This window comes from Pandoraea captiosa, from assembly GCF_902459775.1.
GTDB lineage: Bacteria > Pseudomonadota > Gammaproteobacteria > Burkholderiales > Burkholderiaceae > Pandoraea > Pandoraea captiosa.
The window spans coordinates 701,456-717,738 of the sequence record NZ_CABPSQ010000001.1 but is presented as its reverse complement, the minus strand read 5'-3'; the positions used below and the strand labels follow the sequence as shown (position 1 = coordinate 717,738).

Genomic DNA, 16,283 nt, shown 5'->3' with positions numbered 1-16,283 from the left:
CGAGTCACCGCGCTCGCCACGATCGCCGCGCTCTTCAGACCCGCCCGAACAACGGCTCGTGCGGCGGCGCGGTCCCCACCTGTCATATCGTCCCCCGCCGCTCGCCGGCCACCGCCGCCCGGCAGCATTCGAGCTTTTGCGCCAGTTGTTCGCACCGTGCGGTAAGTACCGGATCGCCAAACATCCGGCAAGCGCCGCGCATGCGGTGAAGCAGCGCCTGCGCCGCATCGATGTCCTCCTCGCGACGCCTTGCGATCAGACGACGAAAGCGCGCCAGATCCTTTGCCATTTCGTCGCGCATCATGCGCCGCGCATGAGGATCGTCCCGCAGCGGCGTACGCGGCTGCTGACGTCGTGCAGGCGCGCCCGCTGTTCCCGCTGCCCCTTGCGCGCCCGCTTCGCTCGTGAGCCCGGCCTGCGCCTCGTCCAATGCTGGCCATCGCACGGACAGCGTCTGCGCGAGGCGATGCCGAGACACCGGCTTCGTCAGAACGTCGTCGATACCGGCGTCGCGCGCCGCACGTGCCTCGACAACCGAACCGGTCACGGCGAAAACCGCCGGTTCACGTCGACCGAGCATGGGCGCCAGCGCATGCAACGTCTTCGCGAGCGCGAGACCGCTCACGCCATCGAGATGGACATCCGTGAGAACGACGTCGACGTCCAGTGCAACCCATTGCACCAGCGCATCCGAGAGATCCTGCGCGGTCGCGACATGGCAGCCCAGCGCCGTCAACTGTTCGCCGAGAATCTTCCGATTCATGGCGTGGTCATCGACGACCAGCGCCTGCAAGCCCGCGCGTACGGCAATCGGCGCTACGGGCACTCTCACCGGTACGTCTCGGCGCACACATGACGACAGGCGCACGCCCGCGCCCGCGTCTTCCGATGACTGTTTCCAGTCCGCGTTCCCGCCGATGCCGGTTGAGCGTTCGGACGGCGCATAGGGCGTGAACGGTGAGAAGGGTGCAAAAGGCACCGAAAGGCGGAGCCGCGCTCCGGTCGACGACGGCTCGGCGCACAGCACGCCCCCGAGACGCCGCGCCCATTGACGGGCGATCCACAGTCCCAGCCCGGAGCCCTTCGTGGCCGCATCGGCTCGCGCAAACGCTGCAAACACGGCGTTTTCCATCCCTGCCGGAATGCCAGGCCCCGTGTCGGTCACGTGAATTGTCAATTGCGACTCGGCCTCGCGCTCCATAGCCTGCCCCCACGAAACGCGAACTGCCACGCCACCGCACATCGTGTATTTGAGGGCGTTATCCACTAGCGTGCGCACGATCTGCCGGAGCCGACCGGCATCGCCCCACAAAAACACCGGTACGTCGTTCGCAATGTCGCAAGTCAGGTCCAGCGCTTTGGCCCTGGCCGCGTCGCGAAAAGCATCCACCTCGGTATCGAGACACGCCCGCACCTCGAATACCGCTTCTCGCAGCGGCAGTTGCGCAATCTCGCCGTGGCCGAGTTGCAAGACGTCATCGACGGCCCCGGCCAGCACGTCGAGCATGTTCCGCATGTTGCCGAGGCGCCCGCGCGGGGCGAATGCGTCGGCAGCGTCGGCGTGCCCGGCGGTTCGGTCATCGAAAGCCGCGGTGTGTCCACCGCCTGCGATCATGGCGTCGAGATGCCCCTGCAATACCTGCAACGGCGCACGCAACTCATGCACCAGCGCCAGCCGAAACGTCGCGACATCGTCGGCGTCATTCCTTACACAACCTTCCGCCGAGCTGTCCTGATCCGTTCCATACCGTCCCGCATCCGGGTTTGCGGATTGGAACTTGAATTTATCGAGATTCATCGCGCCATTGACGCCGCATCACGATTTACGCGTTTCGGCGTACTGAAGAAAGTGGAAGAGCCGTCAAGTCTGGCCTGTTGCACGACGCTTGCGACTGCGCAAATTCCGAACTTTTCTCGCGCAGGCCGCCCTTTCGGATTCCACCGAGCCCGAATGGCTCAAGTTCTGCTTCTCATATGCCGATAATCCCTATGCCCCGTCTTGCACTCACCGATGGACGGGGAGGTCGCGCACCCTCCTGGCACGGCCTGGGCATTCATTCCATCGATCAATATGTATAAGAACATTACGATTCGGGCCAGCCTGACGCTGGTCTTAGGTTTGCTTGGTGCACTACTGGTCCTCGTCAGCGTGCTGGGTCTCCAGGCGCTTAGCTCCAGCAATGAATCGCTGAGCAAGATGGCCACGGAAGACACACCCGCCCTGGCCGAACTGAAGGGAACCGGCGAGCAAATTCTTCGTACGCGCCTGTCCATGGCGACGTATGCGTCGTACGTGAGCCTCGGTGCCGACCCCGAGGAATCCGAAAAAGTCCTGAAACGAGGCACGCAATACATCGCGGCGTCAGACGCGCTCTGGAACGATTATCTGAAACGTCCCAAAGAAGATGCGCACGAAGCGGAGGTGGCCAAAGCCGCCGACGAAAAGCGCCGCGCCTTTTTCGACAAGGTGATCACGCCCGCGCTCAACGCGCTCAAGCAAGGCGACGTCGCCGGTTTCCATCAGATCCAGGCGCGCATTGCGCCGGCCGCCTACAACAGCGTGGATACACTCATGCGCGAGCTGCAGGATCTTCAGGTCGCGCGCCAAAAGGCGCGTTACGAAGCCGCGCAGGAGCGCTATACGTTCATGCGCATCGCGATGGGCGCCACGCTCGTGATCGCGTTGCTGCTCGCCCTCTGGGGCCGCGCCATGCTCGCGCGCGCCGTGCTGCGGCCGATCCGGGAAGTCATTGCCTATTTCGAGCGGATGGCCGCAGGCGATCTGAGCCAGCGCATCGAACAGCGCACGCGCAATGAAATGGGTCAGCTTTTCGGAGCGCTCGGCCGTATGCGTGACGGTCTGGCGAGCACGGTCGGCACCGTGCGCGAGAGCACCGAAGCGATTCACGGCAGCGCCCGCGAGATTGCGGACGGCAACGCCGACCTGTCGCGCCGCACCGAATCGCAGGCATCGTCCCTGGAGGAAACGGCCGCGAGCATGGAGGAACTGACGGCCGTCGTCAAACAGAACGCCGAGAACGCCCGCGCCGCGAGTCAGCTCGCCGTCACCGCCTCGGAAACCGCCGCGCGCGGCGGCGACGTCGTGCAGGAGGTCGTGACGACGATGCGCGATATCGCCGAAGCCTCACAAAAGGTCAGCGACATCCTGACGGTCATCGACGGCATCGCCTTTCAGACGAACATCCTGGCTTTGAATGCCGCGGTGGAAGCGGCGCGCGCCGGTGAACAGGGTCGCGGCTTCGCCGTGGTGGCGGGTGAAGTCCGCACGCTGGCGCAGCGCAGCGCGTCGGCCGCCAAGGAAATCAAGGGATTGATCGAAGCGTCGGGCACCCGGGTCGAAGCCGGTACCCGTCTGGTCGAGCGCGCGGGCGCGACGATGTCGGAAGTGGTGCAGTCCGTCAAACGCGTGACCGACATCATGGGTGAGATCTCGGCTGCGAGCGTCGAACAGTCCAGCGGCATCGAGCAGGTCAATATGGCCGTCACGCAGATGGATGAGATGACGCAGCAGAACGCCGCGCTCGTCGAAGAAGCCTCGGCCGCCGCTGCCGCGCTCGAAACACAGGCAGCGCGTCTGCGCGAGTCGGTGGCGCTGTTCCGGCTCTCGGCACACGAAGCGGCCCATGCATCGGCGATCGGCGCGGGCGACACCCCGGCCGCCGCTGCCCCCGGCGCGCTGGCACTGGCCGCCTGACGCGCCCGACGGTTCGGCACCGAAGTCAGCGCCCAGCACTCTGGCCGACGCTCGCCTGTCCCCCGTAGCTCGTCGCCCATCACCCACATGGCTGACCGGGCGTCGGCGAGCATGCCGGGAAGCGATCTCAAACGCTGGCGCGCTGCTCGAATCCGTTGAGCGGCGCGTCTGCCTCCCACGCCTTGTCCACGTCGCAAGACGACACTTGCGCGCCTCGCGGCCCCTGCCGCATCCATTCGCACAACGCCAACAACTGCGCAACCTCACCCTGAGCGACGGCCTCCACCGTGCCGTCGCGGCGATTGCGCACCCATCCCGCCAGCCCGAGCCTACGCGCCTCGACCACACACGCCGCACGGTAGCCCACGCCCTGCACCCTTCCGTGCACCACGATTTGCCACGTTGCCGTCATTGCCGCTCCTGTTTCGACAGATGGAAACACCAATGCGCGCCGGTGCATGTCGGCACGAATCGATGCACTCATGGAAAAAGGGCTCGATGAATATCGAGCCCCTTCATTACGTTAGCACACCATCGGTCGACGTCTAATAGATGTCTCGCCGATAGCGCCCCTGCGCGGAAAGATCGAGCAAGGTCTGCGCTCCCACCGCGTCGGCCAGGGCTGCATCCACCGCAGGCGCCATGCCCGCCAGACTGCCGCACACATAGATCGAGGCACCGTCGGCAACCCATTGCGCGATTTCCTGCGCCGACTCGCGAATCCGGTCCTGAACGTAAATCCGTTCGGGCTGATCGCGTGAATAGACGCGATCCAATCGCGCAATACCGCCCTGCGCCTGCCAATCGCGCAAGGTGACGTCGTGAAACGCGTCGTGGCGCGCCTGACGCTCACCGAAGATCAACCAGTTGCGCACATGTCCGCGTGCAATACGGGCCGAAAGATGGGCGCGCAGGCCTGCCAGTCCGGTGCCGTTGCCGATCAGAATCATGCCGCTCGCGTCGGCGGGGCCGTGGAACCCGGGATTCGGGCGCACGCGCATGGTCACACTGTCGCCGGACGCCACCCCGTGCGTGAGCCAGCCGGAACCGAGGCCGAGCGTGCCATCCGGGTGACGTGTCTGTCGCACGAGGAGCATCAGCTTTCCTTCCTCCGGCGTCGACGCAATGGAATATTCCCGTGCGGGCAGCGGGGCCAGACGATCGAGCCAGTCCTGCAAATCGATGCCGGCCGGTGGCGCGGCCTCGGGCAGCATGCGCTCACGCAGTGCATCGCCCAGCGTCGTCGGGCGTCCCGCGACATTCACGCGCACGTCAGGCGTCCACACGCTTGCGGCCAGGAAGGCCTCGACATGGGCCGCCGTATGACGCGGCAGCACCTCGACCAGATCGCCCGCCACCCACGTTGCCCCCGCAGGCGGCGTGAAGGCGAGATGGTAGGCAGGCAGGCCCGCGCTGCCGGGATTGAGCACGGCGCGCTCGGCCAGCGTCCACGACGCGAAACACGGACTCTCGTGACTCGTCGTTGCCACGAGCGGACGCCCCAGCCACTCTCCCAGACGCGCCTGCCAGTTCGCCCAGGCCCCCGGGTCGCCCCGGTCGACCTCGATCGGTTCGAAAGCCGCCACGCCACCCTGCGCGCGCAGCCAACCGTCGAGTTTTCGGCCGAAACCGCAGAACGTGTCGTAATGACTGTCGCCCAACGACAGCATGGCGAAGCGCAACCCGGGCAACGCCATCGCCTGGTTCATCAACTGCTGAGAGAAACGGCGTGCGCTGTCCGGCGGCTCGCCATCGCCGAAGGTGCTGACGATGAACAACGCCCGCTTTGCCGCGCCGAGCTGCGCCTCGCCGATGCGTGCGAGGGGATGGATTTGCGCGGGTACGCCCGCGCCCTGGAGCATGCCGGCGGTCTGCCACGCCAGCCCCTCGGCAACACCGCTTTGGCTGGCGTAGCCGATCAACACGCCATCGTCGGCAAGCGAACCGTCCGGCCGGGACATCGTGCCGGTCGCCACCTGCGCCGGACGCGACGCGGCCAGCGCACGCTTTTTCCTGCGGCGATCGAGATACAGCATCCAGCCGGTGACGAAGAACACCGGCATCATCAGGCTCGAGAGCATCATGACGACGATGCCCGGCGTGCCGAAGAAACTGCCGCGATGCAGCGCGTAGATGCTCGTGATCAACTGGCCGCCGGTCGTCTTCTCCAGGTAACGCTCTTCACTGCGGATCGCGCCCGATGCCGGGTCGATGTCCATACGGCTGAAGGCGCGCTCATGAGGCACGGTCGGGTCGAGCCAGGTCATTTGCAACGGACCGCCCGGCTTTTGCGACGGGCGCACGTACGCCTTGGTGTAATCGGGCACGCTTGCCGTGAAGCGGTTCCAGACCGTACTTATCTCGTCAGGTGGCATCGAGGCGAGGTCGGGCAATACCTTCCTGCCCGCGGCCTTCGCGGCGGGTGGGTTGCCTGCATTGCCCTGCTTCGCCATCTTCGACATCTTCGGCGTCTCGGGCGCTTTGTTGCGCACTGGCTGCGGCACCCCGGCCACCGAAAACAGCATGCCGCGCCACCAGTCGTACGACCAGTAAAGCCCGGTGGTGGCCGACAGCAGGTACGGCACGAGCACGATCGTGCCGATCACGGCGTGCAGGTTCCAAAGGAACGGACGGCCCTGCTTCTTGAAATCGATGTGGAACCAGGCACGCCAATGACCAATGCGACGCGGCCAGCGCAGGTACAAACCACTCAGCGCAAGCAGAAACAGCAGCAAGGTCGCCGCCCCGGTTATCTGCTTGCCAACGCCGTCCACCGTCAGGAATCGGTGAATGTCCATGATGAAACGGAAGACGACGTCCGCCTGAGAGCGACCCAGCATCTGCCCTGTGTACGGGTCGACGAAGTAGGTTTCGCCGCGCGTGCCCTCATCGATGGACAGGCGCACACCGACGGCGTCCTCCGGTGCGCGCGTGACCGTCATGAGCAGAATGCGCCGATCCGGCACGGCCTCGTGCACGCGAGCAATCAGCTCGGGAACCGGCAGGCGCGCCGCCGAGGCCCCCTCGGGCACAGCCACCGTCATCACCCCCGGGCTGAAGGCGCGCGTGAGTTCTTCGTAATACGAGAGCAATGCGCCGGTCAGGCCCACCACTGCCAGCACCAGGCCGGCGGTAATGCCGAAGCACCAGTGCAGTTGAAACCACAGTCTTTTCATCATTGTTGTCGTCCGACGCACGTCCGTGCGCCGGCGATGGCGCGTGCGTGGCAGGTATGCAGTGTGCCGTGCCGCCATGCTCCGACGGAGCACTATGCGGCAACTAGCGAATGTTATTGCAAACGATTCTCATATTCAATACCTACTTGTCACTTGTCTTGTGCGCCTTGTAGGTGTCGTCTCACAGGAATTTCATACATAAGACGACGTCTTGTCGGTTTTTGAGCGGTTAGGATGAATTACTGCGCGCGGATGTCCGCGCTCCTTCTCATCCATTTGCCGCTCGACACGTCTCGTCTGCCCACTCCCTAGCCCATCGCTGGCCCTGGAACGACCTGTCGATCTGCGGCACGACAGCGACGGAGTGCCATGCGACCTTTAGCGTCTTCCCCGCCCACCGTGTCAACGTCGGTCCCCTTCGTCGACGTGACCCAGGTGGCATTCTTTTTCGACCTCGACGGCACCTTGGCGCCGCTGGCCGCACGCCCGGACGCCGTGAAACTTCCGCCGGATACTGCGCGCGTGCTCCAGAGCCTGTTCGAACGCACGCGGGGAGCGCTCGCCGTGGTCTCCGGGCGCGCCATCGACCAGATCGATGGCCTACTGGCCCCGTTGCGTCTGCCCGCCGCCGGCTTGCACGGCGCCGAGATTCGTCACGCCAGCGGCGAGTTGCTACGCGCCGACGGGCATACGGCCGACATCGAACGCATCTCCGCAATGGCCGCGCCGTTGCAGGCACTGGTGGCTCAGCATCCCGGGCTCCTGCTGGAAAACAAGGGCAGCGCGCTCGCTTTGCACTATCGCGGTGCGCCGGAGCTGGCGGGCGTGGCCCGCGACACGATGCGAGCCCTGGCCGACCTGCACGCAGAGCACTTTTCGCTGCAACCCGGCAAGCTCGTGTTCGAGTTGCGGCCGCGCCATGTCAGCAAAGGTCGCGCCATTACTGCACTGCTCAACGACGCCCCGTTTGCCGGTCGCACGCCACTCTTTGCTGGCGACGACCTGACAGACGAGGCGGGATTCGCCGACGTGAATGCGCTGGGTGGCATCACGATCAAGATCGGGGACGGGGAGACTTGCGCTCACCATCGTCTGCCTTCGCCGGAAGCATTGACTGCCTGGCTGCTGACGCTGCACCGCACGTCTGCCCCGTCCCCGTCCCAACCCTCTCAGGAGACAGACGTATGAGTCGCTTAGTCATCGTGTCGAACCGGGTCGCCCCCATTACCGAGGGCAAACCGACGGCCGGCGGACTGGCCATCGGCGTATTCGACGCACTCAGGGACACCGGAGGCATGTGGTTTGGCTGGAACGGTGAGATCGATGCCGAACCGGCCACCGCGCCGGACATTGCGCATCGCAACAACGTCACCTTTGCGACCGTGCCGCTTACGCGCCGTGATTACAACACGTACTATCGCGGCTTTTCGAACGCGACGCTTTGGCCGACGTTTCACTATCGCGACGATCTCACGCGGTTCCAGCGTGACGACTACAACGGGTATCGCCACGTCAACGCCCGGTTCGCGTCGCTGCTCGCGCCGTTGCTCGAACCGGACGACCTCGTCTGGGTGCACGACTACCATCTTCTGCCGTTCGCGCAGGCCTGCCGCCAGATCGGCGTGCGACACAGGCTCGGCTTCTTTCTTCACATTCCGTTCCCGTCACCGCAGGTGCTGATGACCGTCCCCCCCCACGAGGCGCTTGTGCGGGCCATGTGCGAGTACGACCTCGTCGGCTTCCAGACCGAGACGGACCGCACCGCGTTCACCGATTACCTGCTGCGTTTCGCGGGCGCCACGATGAACGACGACGGCACGATTACGGCCTACGGGCGAACGTTGCGCACCGGCGTCTACCCGATCGGCGTGTACCCGGACGAGATTCAGAAGCAGGCAACGGCACGCGCGACCGTCAAGCACATCCTCGATCTGAAGCAGGGGTTGCAGGAGCGCAAGCTCATCATGAGCGTGGATCGCCTCGATTACTCGAAGGGGATGCTGGAGCGTTTTCGCGCGTTCGAGCGCCTGCTGGAGCTGTGGCCGAATCAACAGGGGACGGTAAGCTTCGTGCAGGTCGCGCCGCCCAGCCGCTCCGACGTGGCAGGCTACGGCGAAATTCGCCGGCAGCTCGAAACGGAGGCCGGCCACATCAACGGCCGCTTCTCGGACCTCGCCTGGACCCCGCTGCGCTATATCAACAAGCGCTACGATCATGAAGTGCTGATGTCGTTCTTCCGGGCGTCGCAGGTCGGTTACGTCACGCCGTTGCGCGACGGTATGAACCTCGTGGCAAAAGAGTACGTGGCCGCTCAGGACCCCGCAGACCCGGGTGTACTGGTGCTGTCCTGCTTTGCCGGCGCAGCGCAGGAACTCGACGGGGCCCTGATCGTGAACCCGTACGATATCGATGGAATGGCCGAAGCGCTTCGATCTGCGTTGAATATGTCGCTCTCCGAGCGTCAGTCGCGTCACGAAAGCATGATGAGCGCGTTGCGCGAGCATAATCTGTCGACGTGGCGCGATCGTTTCATTGCCGATCTGCGCGCGCCCGCAGCCGCGACACCGGCCTTGTTGCGCTGCGCCCAACCCGCCGCCGCCTGACTGCCACCCTGCGTGACTGTCTGACACCGTTCGCGGACATGGCAGAAGGCGACGGACGAACCTCTCGGGAGATTCGCCATGAGCCAACGTGCCGCCCCCAAGGTCGCCCCGTATGTCGACATCGAGACCGAGGGGCCTGTGACCATCCTCACGTTGGCGCGCGCAGCGCGCCGAAACGCCGTCGACCGGCCGATGGCGGCGGCATTGCGTGACGCCCTGCTGGCCTTCGAGCAGGACGAGCGCGCCAGTGTCGCCGTACTTTGCGGCAAAGGCGCCTCGTTCTGCGCCGGGGCGGACCTCTCCGCTTTCGACGACCCCGAGCGACGCAACGTCGTCACGCCGGACGGCAGTGGCGACGGGCCGATGGGCCTCACGCGACGTCATCTGGACAAACCGGTCATCGCCGCCGTGAGCGGGCACGCGGTGGCCGGCGGCCTGGAACTGGCGCTCTGGTGTGATTTGCGTGTTGCGGACGACTCCGCAACGTTCGGCGTGTTCTGCCGACGTTTCGGCGTCCCTCTCATCGACGGTGGGACCGTCCGTCTGCCACGCCTGATCGGCATGAGCCGGGCGCTCGACATGATCCTGACCGGCCGTGCCGTGGGCGCGCAGGAAGCGTTCGAGATCGGACTCGTCAATCGGCTGGTGCCGGAGGGCATGGCGCGACAGGGCGCGATTGCGCTGGCGCAGCAGCTCGCCGAATTGCCGCAGGGGGCGTTACGCGCCGATCGCCGGGCCGCTTACGCGCAATGGGATTTGCCGCTTGACGAAGCGCTGCGCCGGGAAGGCGCAGCGGGTCATGACGTGGTGTTCTCCGAAGGCATTGCAGGCGCTCGCGCATTCCTCAGTGGAGCGGGCCGCCACGGGGCGCCGCGTGACTCAGTCTGAGAATCTGAGAACCGTCGCGCTGCCTCTCCACTCCATGCAACGACAATGGGCTGACAGCACGGCGCGAATGCCTCGAATCCGTCGCGAGCGACTTATCGCGCGGGTGCGGGCAACGCCGGCATCTCTGCCAGACGCTTGGCCAGCCCGTCGGCAATTTCCTTCTGATTCGCCTGTCGCGCAAAATCGACCGCCGTCATCTTGAGCTGATTCTTGAGCCGCACGTCCGCGCCGCCGTCGAGCAGCACCTTGCACGTGGTGATATGACCGCCGCGCGCAGCCATCATCAGCGGCGTAGTGCCGTTGGGCGACTCGGCATCCACATAGGCGGATGCGTCGAGCAACATCTTTACGATGTCGTCGTGACCGTTCGTCGCCGCATAGTGCAGCGGTGCCCAGCCCTTCTTGTTGACTTCGGCGTCCTTGTCGATGAGCAGCTTGACCATCGGCGTGAGACCTTGCAGCGACGCAATCATCATTGCATTCTCGCCCGCACGATTGGTCGCTTCGAGATCCGTGCGTTTGTCCTCGATCAGCAGCTTGGCGACACCCGCGGATTTCTCGCGCATGGCAATCACCAACAGCGGGTCGCCCTTCTCGTCTGTGGTATTCGGGTCGACACCGGCCTTGAGCGCCTGCTGAACAGCCTTGGTGTCATCGAAGACAACGGCCTTGACGAGCGCCGTATTGGACGTGGCGGCAGTGGCACATGCGGTAAGCCACAGCACGCTCATCAGCGTAAAGGCACGGATCATCGAAAATTTGCGCATCGGGGGCTCCTGTCGGTCGTCCGGAAAAGTCGGCTAAGGCGTGCTGAAATACGTCGATTCGAATGCTGTCGATACTGCGAGGCACACTCGCGCGCTCAATGCGCTGCCGTCGAAAACAGACGGAAGAAATTCTCCGTCGTCGCGTCGGCAATCTTCTGCAACGGTTCGCCGCGCAAGTCGGCGATGAATTCGGCCACATGACGCACATATCCCGGCTGGTTGAGCTTGCCGCGATACGGCACCGGCGCGAGATAGGGCGAGTCCGTCTCGATCAGCATGCGATCTAGCGGCACACGACGCGCCACGTCCTGCAAATCGCGCGCGCTCTTGAACGTGACGATGCCCGAAAACGAAATATAGAAATTCTGATCCAGCGCGCCTTCGGCGACTTCCCAACTTTCGGTAAAGCAATGCATCACGCCGGCTGGCTCCCCCGCACCCTCTTCGCGCATGAGTCGCAGCGTGTCGTCTGCGGCGGCGCGCGTGTGGATGATCAGCGGTTTGCCCGTGGCACGTGCCGCGCGAATGTGGGTGCGAAAACGCTCGCGTTGCCACTCCATGTCCTCGATGCTGCGGCCTTCGAGCCGGTAATAATCGAGGCCGGTCTCGCCAATGGCGACAACCTTCGGCGTGGCCGCCAGGCGGATCAGATCGTCGACGCTCGGCTCGGGTGTGTCCTCATAATCCGGATGCACGCCAACGGACGCGTAGACGTTCTCATGCCGGGCCGCGATCTCCAGCACCTGCGGCAGCGTCGGCAAATCGACCGAGACGCACAGCGCGTGGCTGACCTTGTTCTCCTGCATGCGCGCGAGCAGGTCGGGCATCTGCTCGGCCAGCTCCGGGAAATTGATATGACAATGCGAATCGATGAACATGATGAGCGATCGGCGATCAGTTCTAGACGGCCTGCATCAAAGCGATGCCGGTCCGCCGAACAACTGTTTGTATTGCAGGAAGAGCGCTTCGAGCAGCACCCGGGTATTGAGCGGGTGATTCTGCACCTGACGCTGTTGCGCGAGTTCGCGCAGGAAGCCCAGCAGCCGGACGTCGTCAGTGGCGTCGCCGCAGCGCCGCAACGCCTGCGACTGACCGGGGAAGAAACGAACGGTGCCCGCCATGCGCTCGGCAAGCACGTCGAAACACCAGCGTTGCAACGTCTCGAGAATGCCCGGCAGACTGCCTTTGTGCAGTTGTTCCGCGCAGGCAAACGCATCTATCGCGCCGCCTTGCGCCAACTGGCCTAGCAGCCAGTCGCGCCAACCGCGCTCCTCCGGCTCGGCAAGCGTGCGTGCGGCGAGCGGCGCGCCGCCTGCTTCGGCGAGCACGGCGGCAGCGGTAGGCGCGTCGAGTCCGGCCTCGCCCATCAGCCATTGGGTTGCCTGCGCTTCGTTCGGACGCGTGAGCACGAGGCGACGGCAGCGCGACAGAATCGTCGGGAGCAAACGGTCGGGGTGTGTCGTCACCAGCAGGAAAACCACGCCCTCGGGCGGTTCTTCGAGCGTCTTGAGCAAGGCGTTCGCCGCGTGTACGTTGAGCGACTCGGCCGGGTACAGCAAGACGACGCGGCGCCCCTGACGATGCGAGCCGAGGCTCGCGAAGTCGATCACCTCGCGCACCTGCTCGATCTTGATTTCCTTGCTCGGGGTCTTGGTCTTCTTGTCGCCGTCGGCGTCCGCGCGCGCTTCCGCACCGGGCAGCGTCTCGGCCAGCGCCTCAGGGCAGATCACGCGAAAGTCCGGGTGATTGCCGCTCACGAACCACTGGCATGCCCCACAGGTCCCGCAAGGGAAATGCCCCTCGCGCGGCGATTCGCACAACAGTGCCTGGGCGAAGGTGCGGGCGAGCGCGACTTCGCCGATACCCGGCACGGCCTGCAACAGCAGCGCGTGAGGCATCTGAGCGCGAAGATCGTTAAGACGTGTCCAGTCCTGTGACTGCCACGGATACAGCATGTGGGCTCCTTGGCCGGATAAGGCGGCAGTGGCAATGGTAGCGTCAGTGCGCTACCCCCGGCTGCCGATGGCATAACCGGATTATGCGCGCGTCGGGAGAGATCGGGCGGTCCGCGCACAGCGTCAGATGCCGACCCAATCCACCTCCCATCGATTCGATTCTCAATGCCCGGGCAATCCCAATCGAGCAAAAACGCTGGCGAGTTGCGCTGCGATGGTGTCGATGCTTTGCGCGGCGTCGATCAGCACGATGCGACCGCCAGACGTCTCGGCGCGACGCAGGTATTCCTCACGAACGCGGGTAAAAAAAGCCGCCGATTCGCGCTCGAACTTGTCTGGCGCGCGGGCACCGGCAAGTCGTGCGGCGGCGATGGCAGGATCGAGATCGAACAGGATCGTCAGATCGGGCTGGCGCTCACCCTGCACCCAGCGCTCGAGAATCGACAGCTTCTCGAGCGACAGGCCGCGCCCGCCCCCTTGGTAAGCGAAGGTCGCGTCGGTGAAGCGGTCGGAGACGACCCAGTCACCCCGTGCCAGCGCGGGCTCGATGACCTTGACCAGATGCTCCCGGCGACCGGCAAACATCAGCAGCGCTTCCGTCTCGATGTCCATCGGCTCGTCGAGGACGAGCTTGCGCAGCGCTTCGCCCAGCGGCGTGCCCCCCGGCTCTCGTGTGGCAACGACGTCGCGTCCCACGCTTGCCAGCCCCTGACGCAACGCATCGACAAAGGCATTGACGTGCGTGCTCTTGCCCGCCCCGTCAATGCCTTCGAACGTTACGAACTTGCCCGGCGTCACCGTCGGCGCCACTGGGGAATGCGTCATTGCTCACCTCGCTGATATTTATCCACGGCGCGATTGTGCTCCTGAAGATTCGTCGAGAAATGGCTGGTGCCATCGCCGCGTGCGACGAAGTACAGCGCGTCGGTCGGTGCCGGATTGAGCGCCGCAGCCAACGACGCCACACCCGGCAGCGCGATGGGCGTGGGCGGCAATCCGGCCCGCGTGTAAGTGTTGTACGGCGTGTCGGTCTGCAAATCGCGCTTGCGCAGGCGTCCGGTGTAGAGATCGCCCATCCCGTAGATCACCGTCGGGTCGGTCTGCAACAGCATGCGCTTGCGCAGCCGGTTGACGAACACGGCAGCCACTTGCCCGCGCTCCACCGCCTGGCCCGTCTCCTTCTCCACCAGCGAGGCCATGATAAGCGCCTCGTACGGCGTGGCGTACGGCAAGCCCGGTGCGCGTGAAGCCCAGGCTTCGTCCAGACGCTTCTGCATCAGCCGGTAAGCACGCTTGTAAATATCTATGTCGCTCGAACCTTTCGGAAAAAGGTAGGTATCGGGGAAGAACATGCCCTCGGCTTCCGCGCGATCTGCGCCCACCAACTGCATCAGATCGGCGTCCGGCAGCCCTGCGGTGTCGTGACGCAGCGCCGGGTTGGCGTCGATCTCCGAGCGCATCTTCTTGAAGGTCCAGCCTTCGATGATCGTCACGACGTACTGGTTGACATCGCCGCGCGCGAGCTTGTCCATGACTTCCATCGGCGTGATGCCGGTCGCGAACTCGTAATTGCCCGATTTGAGCCGGGTGCCTACGTCCATCACGCGCGCGAGCAGATTGAACAGCAGCGGATGCACCGGCACGCCGCCCGCGCGCAATTGCGTGGCGACACTGCGCACCGAGCTGTAGGGTTTGATCGTGACGTCGAGCGTCGGCTTACCCAATTGCAGCGGGGACTGAGCCCAGTAATAGAAAGCGCCGCCCGCCGCCAGTGCGGCGACAATCAACAGGACGAACAGGCGTTTGATGAAAGACATGAATTGCAGGATAAGTCGCCTGACGGCGGCAGCGGGTTCGGGGGACTCGTCCGCGGGACTTGCGTGAACAAGCTGGTGTCGAGCGGCACATTTTGCACGTCGAACCGGCCTCGCACGTCCTGACGGAAGACCCAATATAATACTTTGACTTGCCGAACCCTCACAGATTGACAGCCACTTTCGTTTATGACCTCCCAATGGCGTGATCTTCTGCCGCAAGCGGCAGCCGCTTCTCTGTCCGACGCTCTGTCCGATATTTCGTCCGACGCACGTGCAGTACAGTTCGATGCGCTGCGCTCGGGCAGTTTCGTGTCGCTCGCGAGCGACACCGGGCTCATCGCCGTGAACGGCGCCGACGCCGCCTCGTTCCTGCACGGCCAGTTGACCAATGACGTCGAGCGTCTGTCGCCGGTACAGGCGCGTTTGGCCGGCTATTGCTCGGCCAAGGGCCGTCTGCTCGCGACCTTCCTCATGTGGCGCGACACGTCGCCCGAGGCGACCATCTATCTCGCGAGCGACGCCTCCGTGCAGACCGCCGTCCAGAAGCGCCTGTCGATGTTCGTGCTGCGCGCCAAGGCCAAGCTCTCCGACGGCACGGCCACGCACGTCCTGCTGCAAGTCGGCGGTCCGGCGGCCGAAGCCGTGCTAACCCGCACGTTCACCTCGCTGCCGACGGCGCCGCTCGTGGCCGTGCACGCCACGATGGGCGACGCACCGGTCAATGCCACCAGCCTGATTCGCCTGCCCGACGCTGGCGTCGCACGCTCGCTGTCGCGATTCCTGTGGAGTGTGCCGGTCGCGCAGGCGCCGCATGTCTGGCATGCGCTCGTGCAAACGGAGGGCGTCGTTGCCGTCGATCCCGCGATTGCCGCCTGGCTCGACGTGCAAAGTGGTGTCGCGCGCGTGACGGCCGCCACGCAGGAGCAGTTCGTACCGCAGATGATCAACTGGGAAGTCGTCGGTGGCGTGAACTTCCGCAAGGGTTGCTACCCCGGCCAGGAGGTGGTGGCCCGCAGCCAGTATCGCGGCACCATCAAGCGCCGGTTGCATCTGGCGCATGTCGAGGGCGAAGCGCCGTTGCCGGGGCAGGCATTGATCGAGACGAGCGACGCGGATCAGCCGTGCGGCATGGTCGTTCAGGCCGCGCCCGCGCCGGATGGCGGCTTCGACGTGCTCGTCGAAGTGAAACTCGCCGCACGTGAGACCGACGACGTGCGGATCGGCTCGGTGGACGGACCCGCGCTGGCCTTTGCCGAGCTGCCGTATGCAATCATCGATCCGACCGAAACGAACGGAACGCCAGCGGCATCAACGGCGTCCGACGGTTCGGCCGCGTCATCTGCCTCCTGATTCGCCGCGCGC

The 16,283-nt window shown here is 64.8% G+C and carries 13 protein-coding genes; 5 read left to right on the top strand and 8 right to left on the bottom strand.

From position 1 onward, the window contains the following. Positions 1–82: 82 nt before the first annotated feature. Positions 83–1,798, bottom strand: coding sequence for a sensor histidine kinase (locus PCA31118_RS03070; RefSeq protein ID WP_150622830.1), 1,716 nt, complete (start codon positions 1,796–1,798; stop codon positions 83–85). 273 nt (positions 1,799–2,071) lie between these two features. Here PCA31118_RS03070 and PCA31118_RS03065 point away from each other — a divergent pair, with 273 nt between their 5' ends. Further along, positions 2,072–3,715, top strand: a complete 1,644-nt coding sequence (locus PCA31118_RS03065) for a methyl-accepting chemotaxis protein (protein ID WP_150622828.1) — start codon at positions 2,072–2,074, stop codon at positions 3,713–3,715. A gap of 127 nt (positions 3,716–3,842) precedes the next feature. On the opposite strand, the gene PCA31118_RS03060 is transcribed toward PCA31118_RS03065, so the two are convergent. Continuing rightward, positions 3,843–4,127 carry an acylphosphatase gene (locus PCA31118_RS03060; RefSeq protein ID WP_150623687.1) on the bottom strand — a complete coding sequence of 95 codons (285 nt, stop codon included), beginning with the start codon at positions 4,125–4,127 and terminating at the stop codon, positions 3,843–3,845. Positions 4,128–4,260: 133 nt separating this feature from the next. Then, positions 4,261–6,894 (bottom strand): PepSY domain-containing protein, encoded by a 2,634-nt coding sequence (locus PCA31118_RS03055; RefSeq protein ID WP_217431232.1) that lies wholly within the window; start codon positions 6,892–6,894, stop codon positions 4,261–4,263. A gap of 366 nt (positions 6,895–7,260) precedes the next feature. Here PCA31118_RS03055 and otsB point away from each other — a divergent pair, with 366 nt between their 5' ends. The 3 genes from otsB to PCA31118_RS03040 all read left to right on the top strand — a co-directional run bounded on the left by otsB (position 7,261) and on the right by PCA31118_RS03040 (position 10,382). Then, complete coding sequence (gene otsB, locus PCA31118_RS03050) at positions 7,261–8,079, top strand: trehalose-phosphatase (RefSeq protein WP_150622826.1); 819 nt, start codon at positions 7,261–7,263, stop codon at positions 8,077–8,079. Then, positions 8,076–9,494 (top strand): alpha,alpha-trehalose-phosphate synthase (UDP-forming), encoded by a 1,419-nt coding sequence (gene otsA, locus PCA31118_RS03045; RefSeq protein ID WP_150622824.1) that lies wholly within the window; start codon positions 8,076–8,078, stop codon positions 9,492–9,494. Before otsB ends, otsA begins: the two co-directional genes overlap by 4 nt. A gap of 78 nt (positions 9,495–9,572) precedes the next feature. Next, positions 9,573–10,382, top strand: coding sequence for a crotonase/enoyl-CoA hydratase family protein (locus PCA31118_RS03040; protein WP_150622822.1), 810 nt, complete (start codon positions 9,573–9,575; stop codon positions 10,380–10,382). 92 nt (positions 10,383–10,474) lie between these two features. Here PCA31118_RS03040 and PCA31118_RS03035 read toward each other — a convergent pair whose 3' ends face one another. The 5 genes from PCA31118_RS03035 to mltG all read right to left on the bottom strand — a co-directional run bounded on the left by PCA31118_RS03035 (position 10,475) and on the right by mltG (position 14,921). After that, the gene (locus tag PCA31118_RS03035; RefSeq protein WP_150622820.1) at positions 10,475–11,149 is read right to left on the bottom strand and encodes an ankyrin repeat domain-containing protein; all 675 of its coding nucleotides are present in this window, start codon (positions 11,147–11,149) and stop codon (positions 10,475–10,477) included. 95 nt (positions 11,150–11,244) lie between these two features. Next, the gene (locus PCA31118_RS03030) at positions 11,245–12,027 is read right to left on the bottom strand and encodes a TatD family hydrolase (RefSeq protein ID WP_150622818.1); all 783 of its coding nucleotides are present in this window, start codon (positions 12,025–12,027) and stop codon (positions 11,245–11,247) included. Positions 12,028–12,063: 36 nt separating this feature from the next. Next, entirely contained in the window at positions 12,064–13,104 is a 1,041-nt protein-coding gene (gene holB / locus PCA31118_RS03025) for a DNA polymerase III subunit delta' (RefSeq protein WP_150622816.1), read from the bottom strand. 162 nt (positions 13,105–13,266) lie between these two features. Beyond that, entirely contained in the window at positions 13,267–13,902 is a 636-nt protein-coding gene (tmk, locus tag PCA31118_RS03020; protein ID WP_150623683.1) for a dTMP kinase, read from the bottom strand. Positions 13,903–13,925: 23 nt separating this feature from the next. Then, positions 13,926–14,921, bottom strand: a complete 996-nt coding sequence (gene mltG, locus PCA31118_RS03015; RefSeq protein WP_150622814.1) for an endolytic transglycosylase MltG — start codon at positions 14,919–14,921, stop codon at positions 13,926–13,928. A 186-nt stretch (positions 14,922–15,107) separates the two neighbouring features. Between mltG and ygfZ the strand changes: the two genes are divergently transcribed. Continuing rightward, positions 15,108–16,271: a CAF17-like 4Fe-4S cluster assembly/insertion protein YgfZ gene (gene ygfZ / locus PCA31118_RS03010; protein WP_150622812.1), complete on the top strand. Its 1,164-nt coding sequence runs from the start codon at positions 15,108–15,110 to the stop codon at positions 16,269–16,271. Positions 16,272–16,283: the final 12 nt, after the last annotated feature.

What these genes read in the sequence shown, in the direction of transcription:
- ygfZ (WP_150622812.1), top strand. Translation starts at nt 15,108, where the DNA reads ATGACCTCCCAATGGCGTGATCTTCTGCCGCAAGCGGCAGCCGCTTCT.
- PCA31118_RS03060 (WP_150623687.1), bottom strand. Translation starts at nt 4,127, where the DNA reads ATGACGGCAACGTGGCAAATCGTGGTGCACGGAAGGGTGCAGGGCGTG.
- otsA (WP_150622824.1), top strand. Translation starts at nt 8,076, where the DNA reads ATGAGTCGCTTAGTCATCGTGTCGAACCGGGTCGCCCCCATTACCGAG.
- mltG (WP_150622814.1), bottom strand. Translation starts at nt 14,921, where the DNA reads ATGTCTTTCATCAAACGCCTGTTCGTCCTGTTGATTGTCGCCGCACTG.
- PCA31118_RS03065 (WP_150622828.1), top strand. Translation starts at nt 2,072, where the DNA reads ATGTATAAGAACATTACGATTCGGGCCAGCCTGACGCTGGTCTTAGGT.
- holB (WP_150622816.1), bottom strand. Translation starts at nt 13,104, where the DNA reads ATGCTGTATCCGTGGCAGTCACAGGACTGGACACGTCTTAACGATCTT.
- PCA31118_RS03030 (WP_150622818.1), bottom strand. Translation starts at nt 12,027, where the DNA reads ATGTTCATCGATTCGCATTGTCATATCAATTTCCCGGAGCTGGCCGAG.
- PCA31118_RS03055 (WP_217431232.1), bottom strand. Translation starts at nt 6,894, where the DNA reads ATGATGAAAAGACTGTGGTTTCAACTGCACTGGTGCTTCGGCATTACC.
- PCA31118_RS03070 (WP_150622830.1), bottom strand. Translation starts at nt 1,798, where the DNA reads ATGAATCTCGATAAATTCAAGTTCCAATCCGCAAACCCGGATGCGGGA.
- PCA31118_RS03040 (WP_150622822.1), top strand. Translation starts at nt 9,573, where the DNA reads ATGAGCCAACGTGCCGCCCCCAAGGTCGCCCCGTATGTCGACATCGAG.
- PCA31118_RS03035 (WP_150622820.1), bottom strand. Translation starts at nt 11,149, where the DNA reads ATGCGCAAATTTTCGATGATCCGTGCCTTTACGCTGATGAGCGTGCTG.
- otsB (WP_150622826.1), top strand. Translation starts at nt 7,261, where the DNA reads ATGCGACCTTTAGCGTCTTCCCCGCCCACCGTGTCAACGTCGGTCCCC.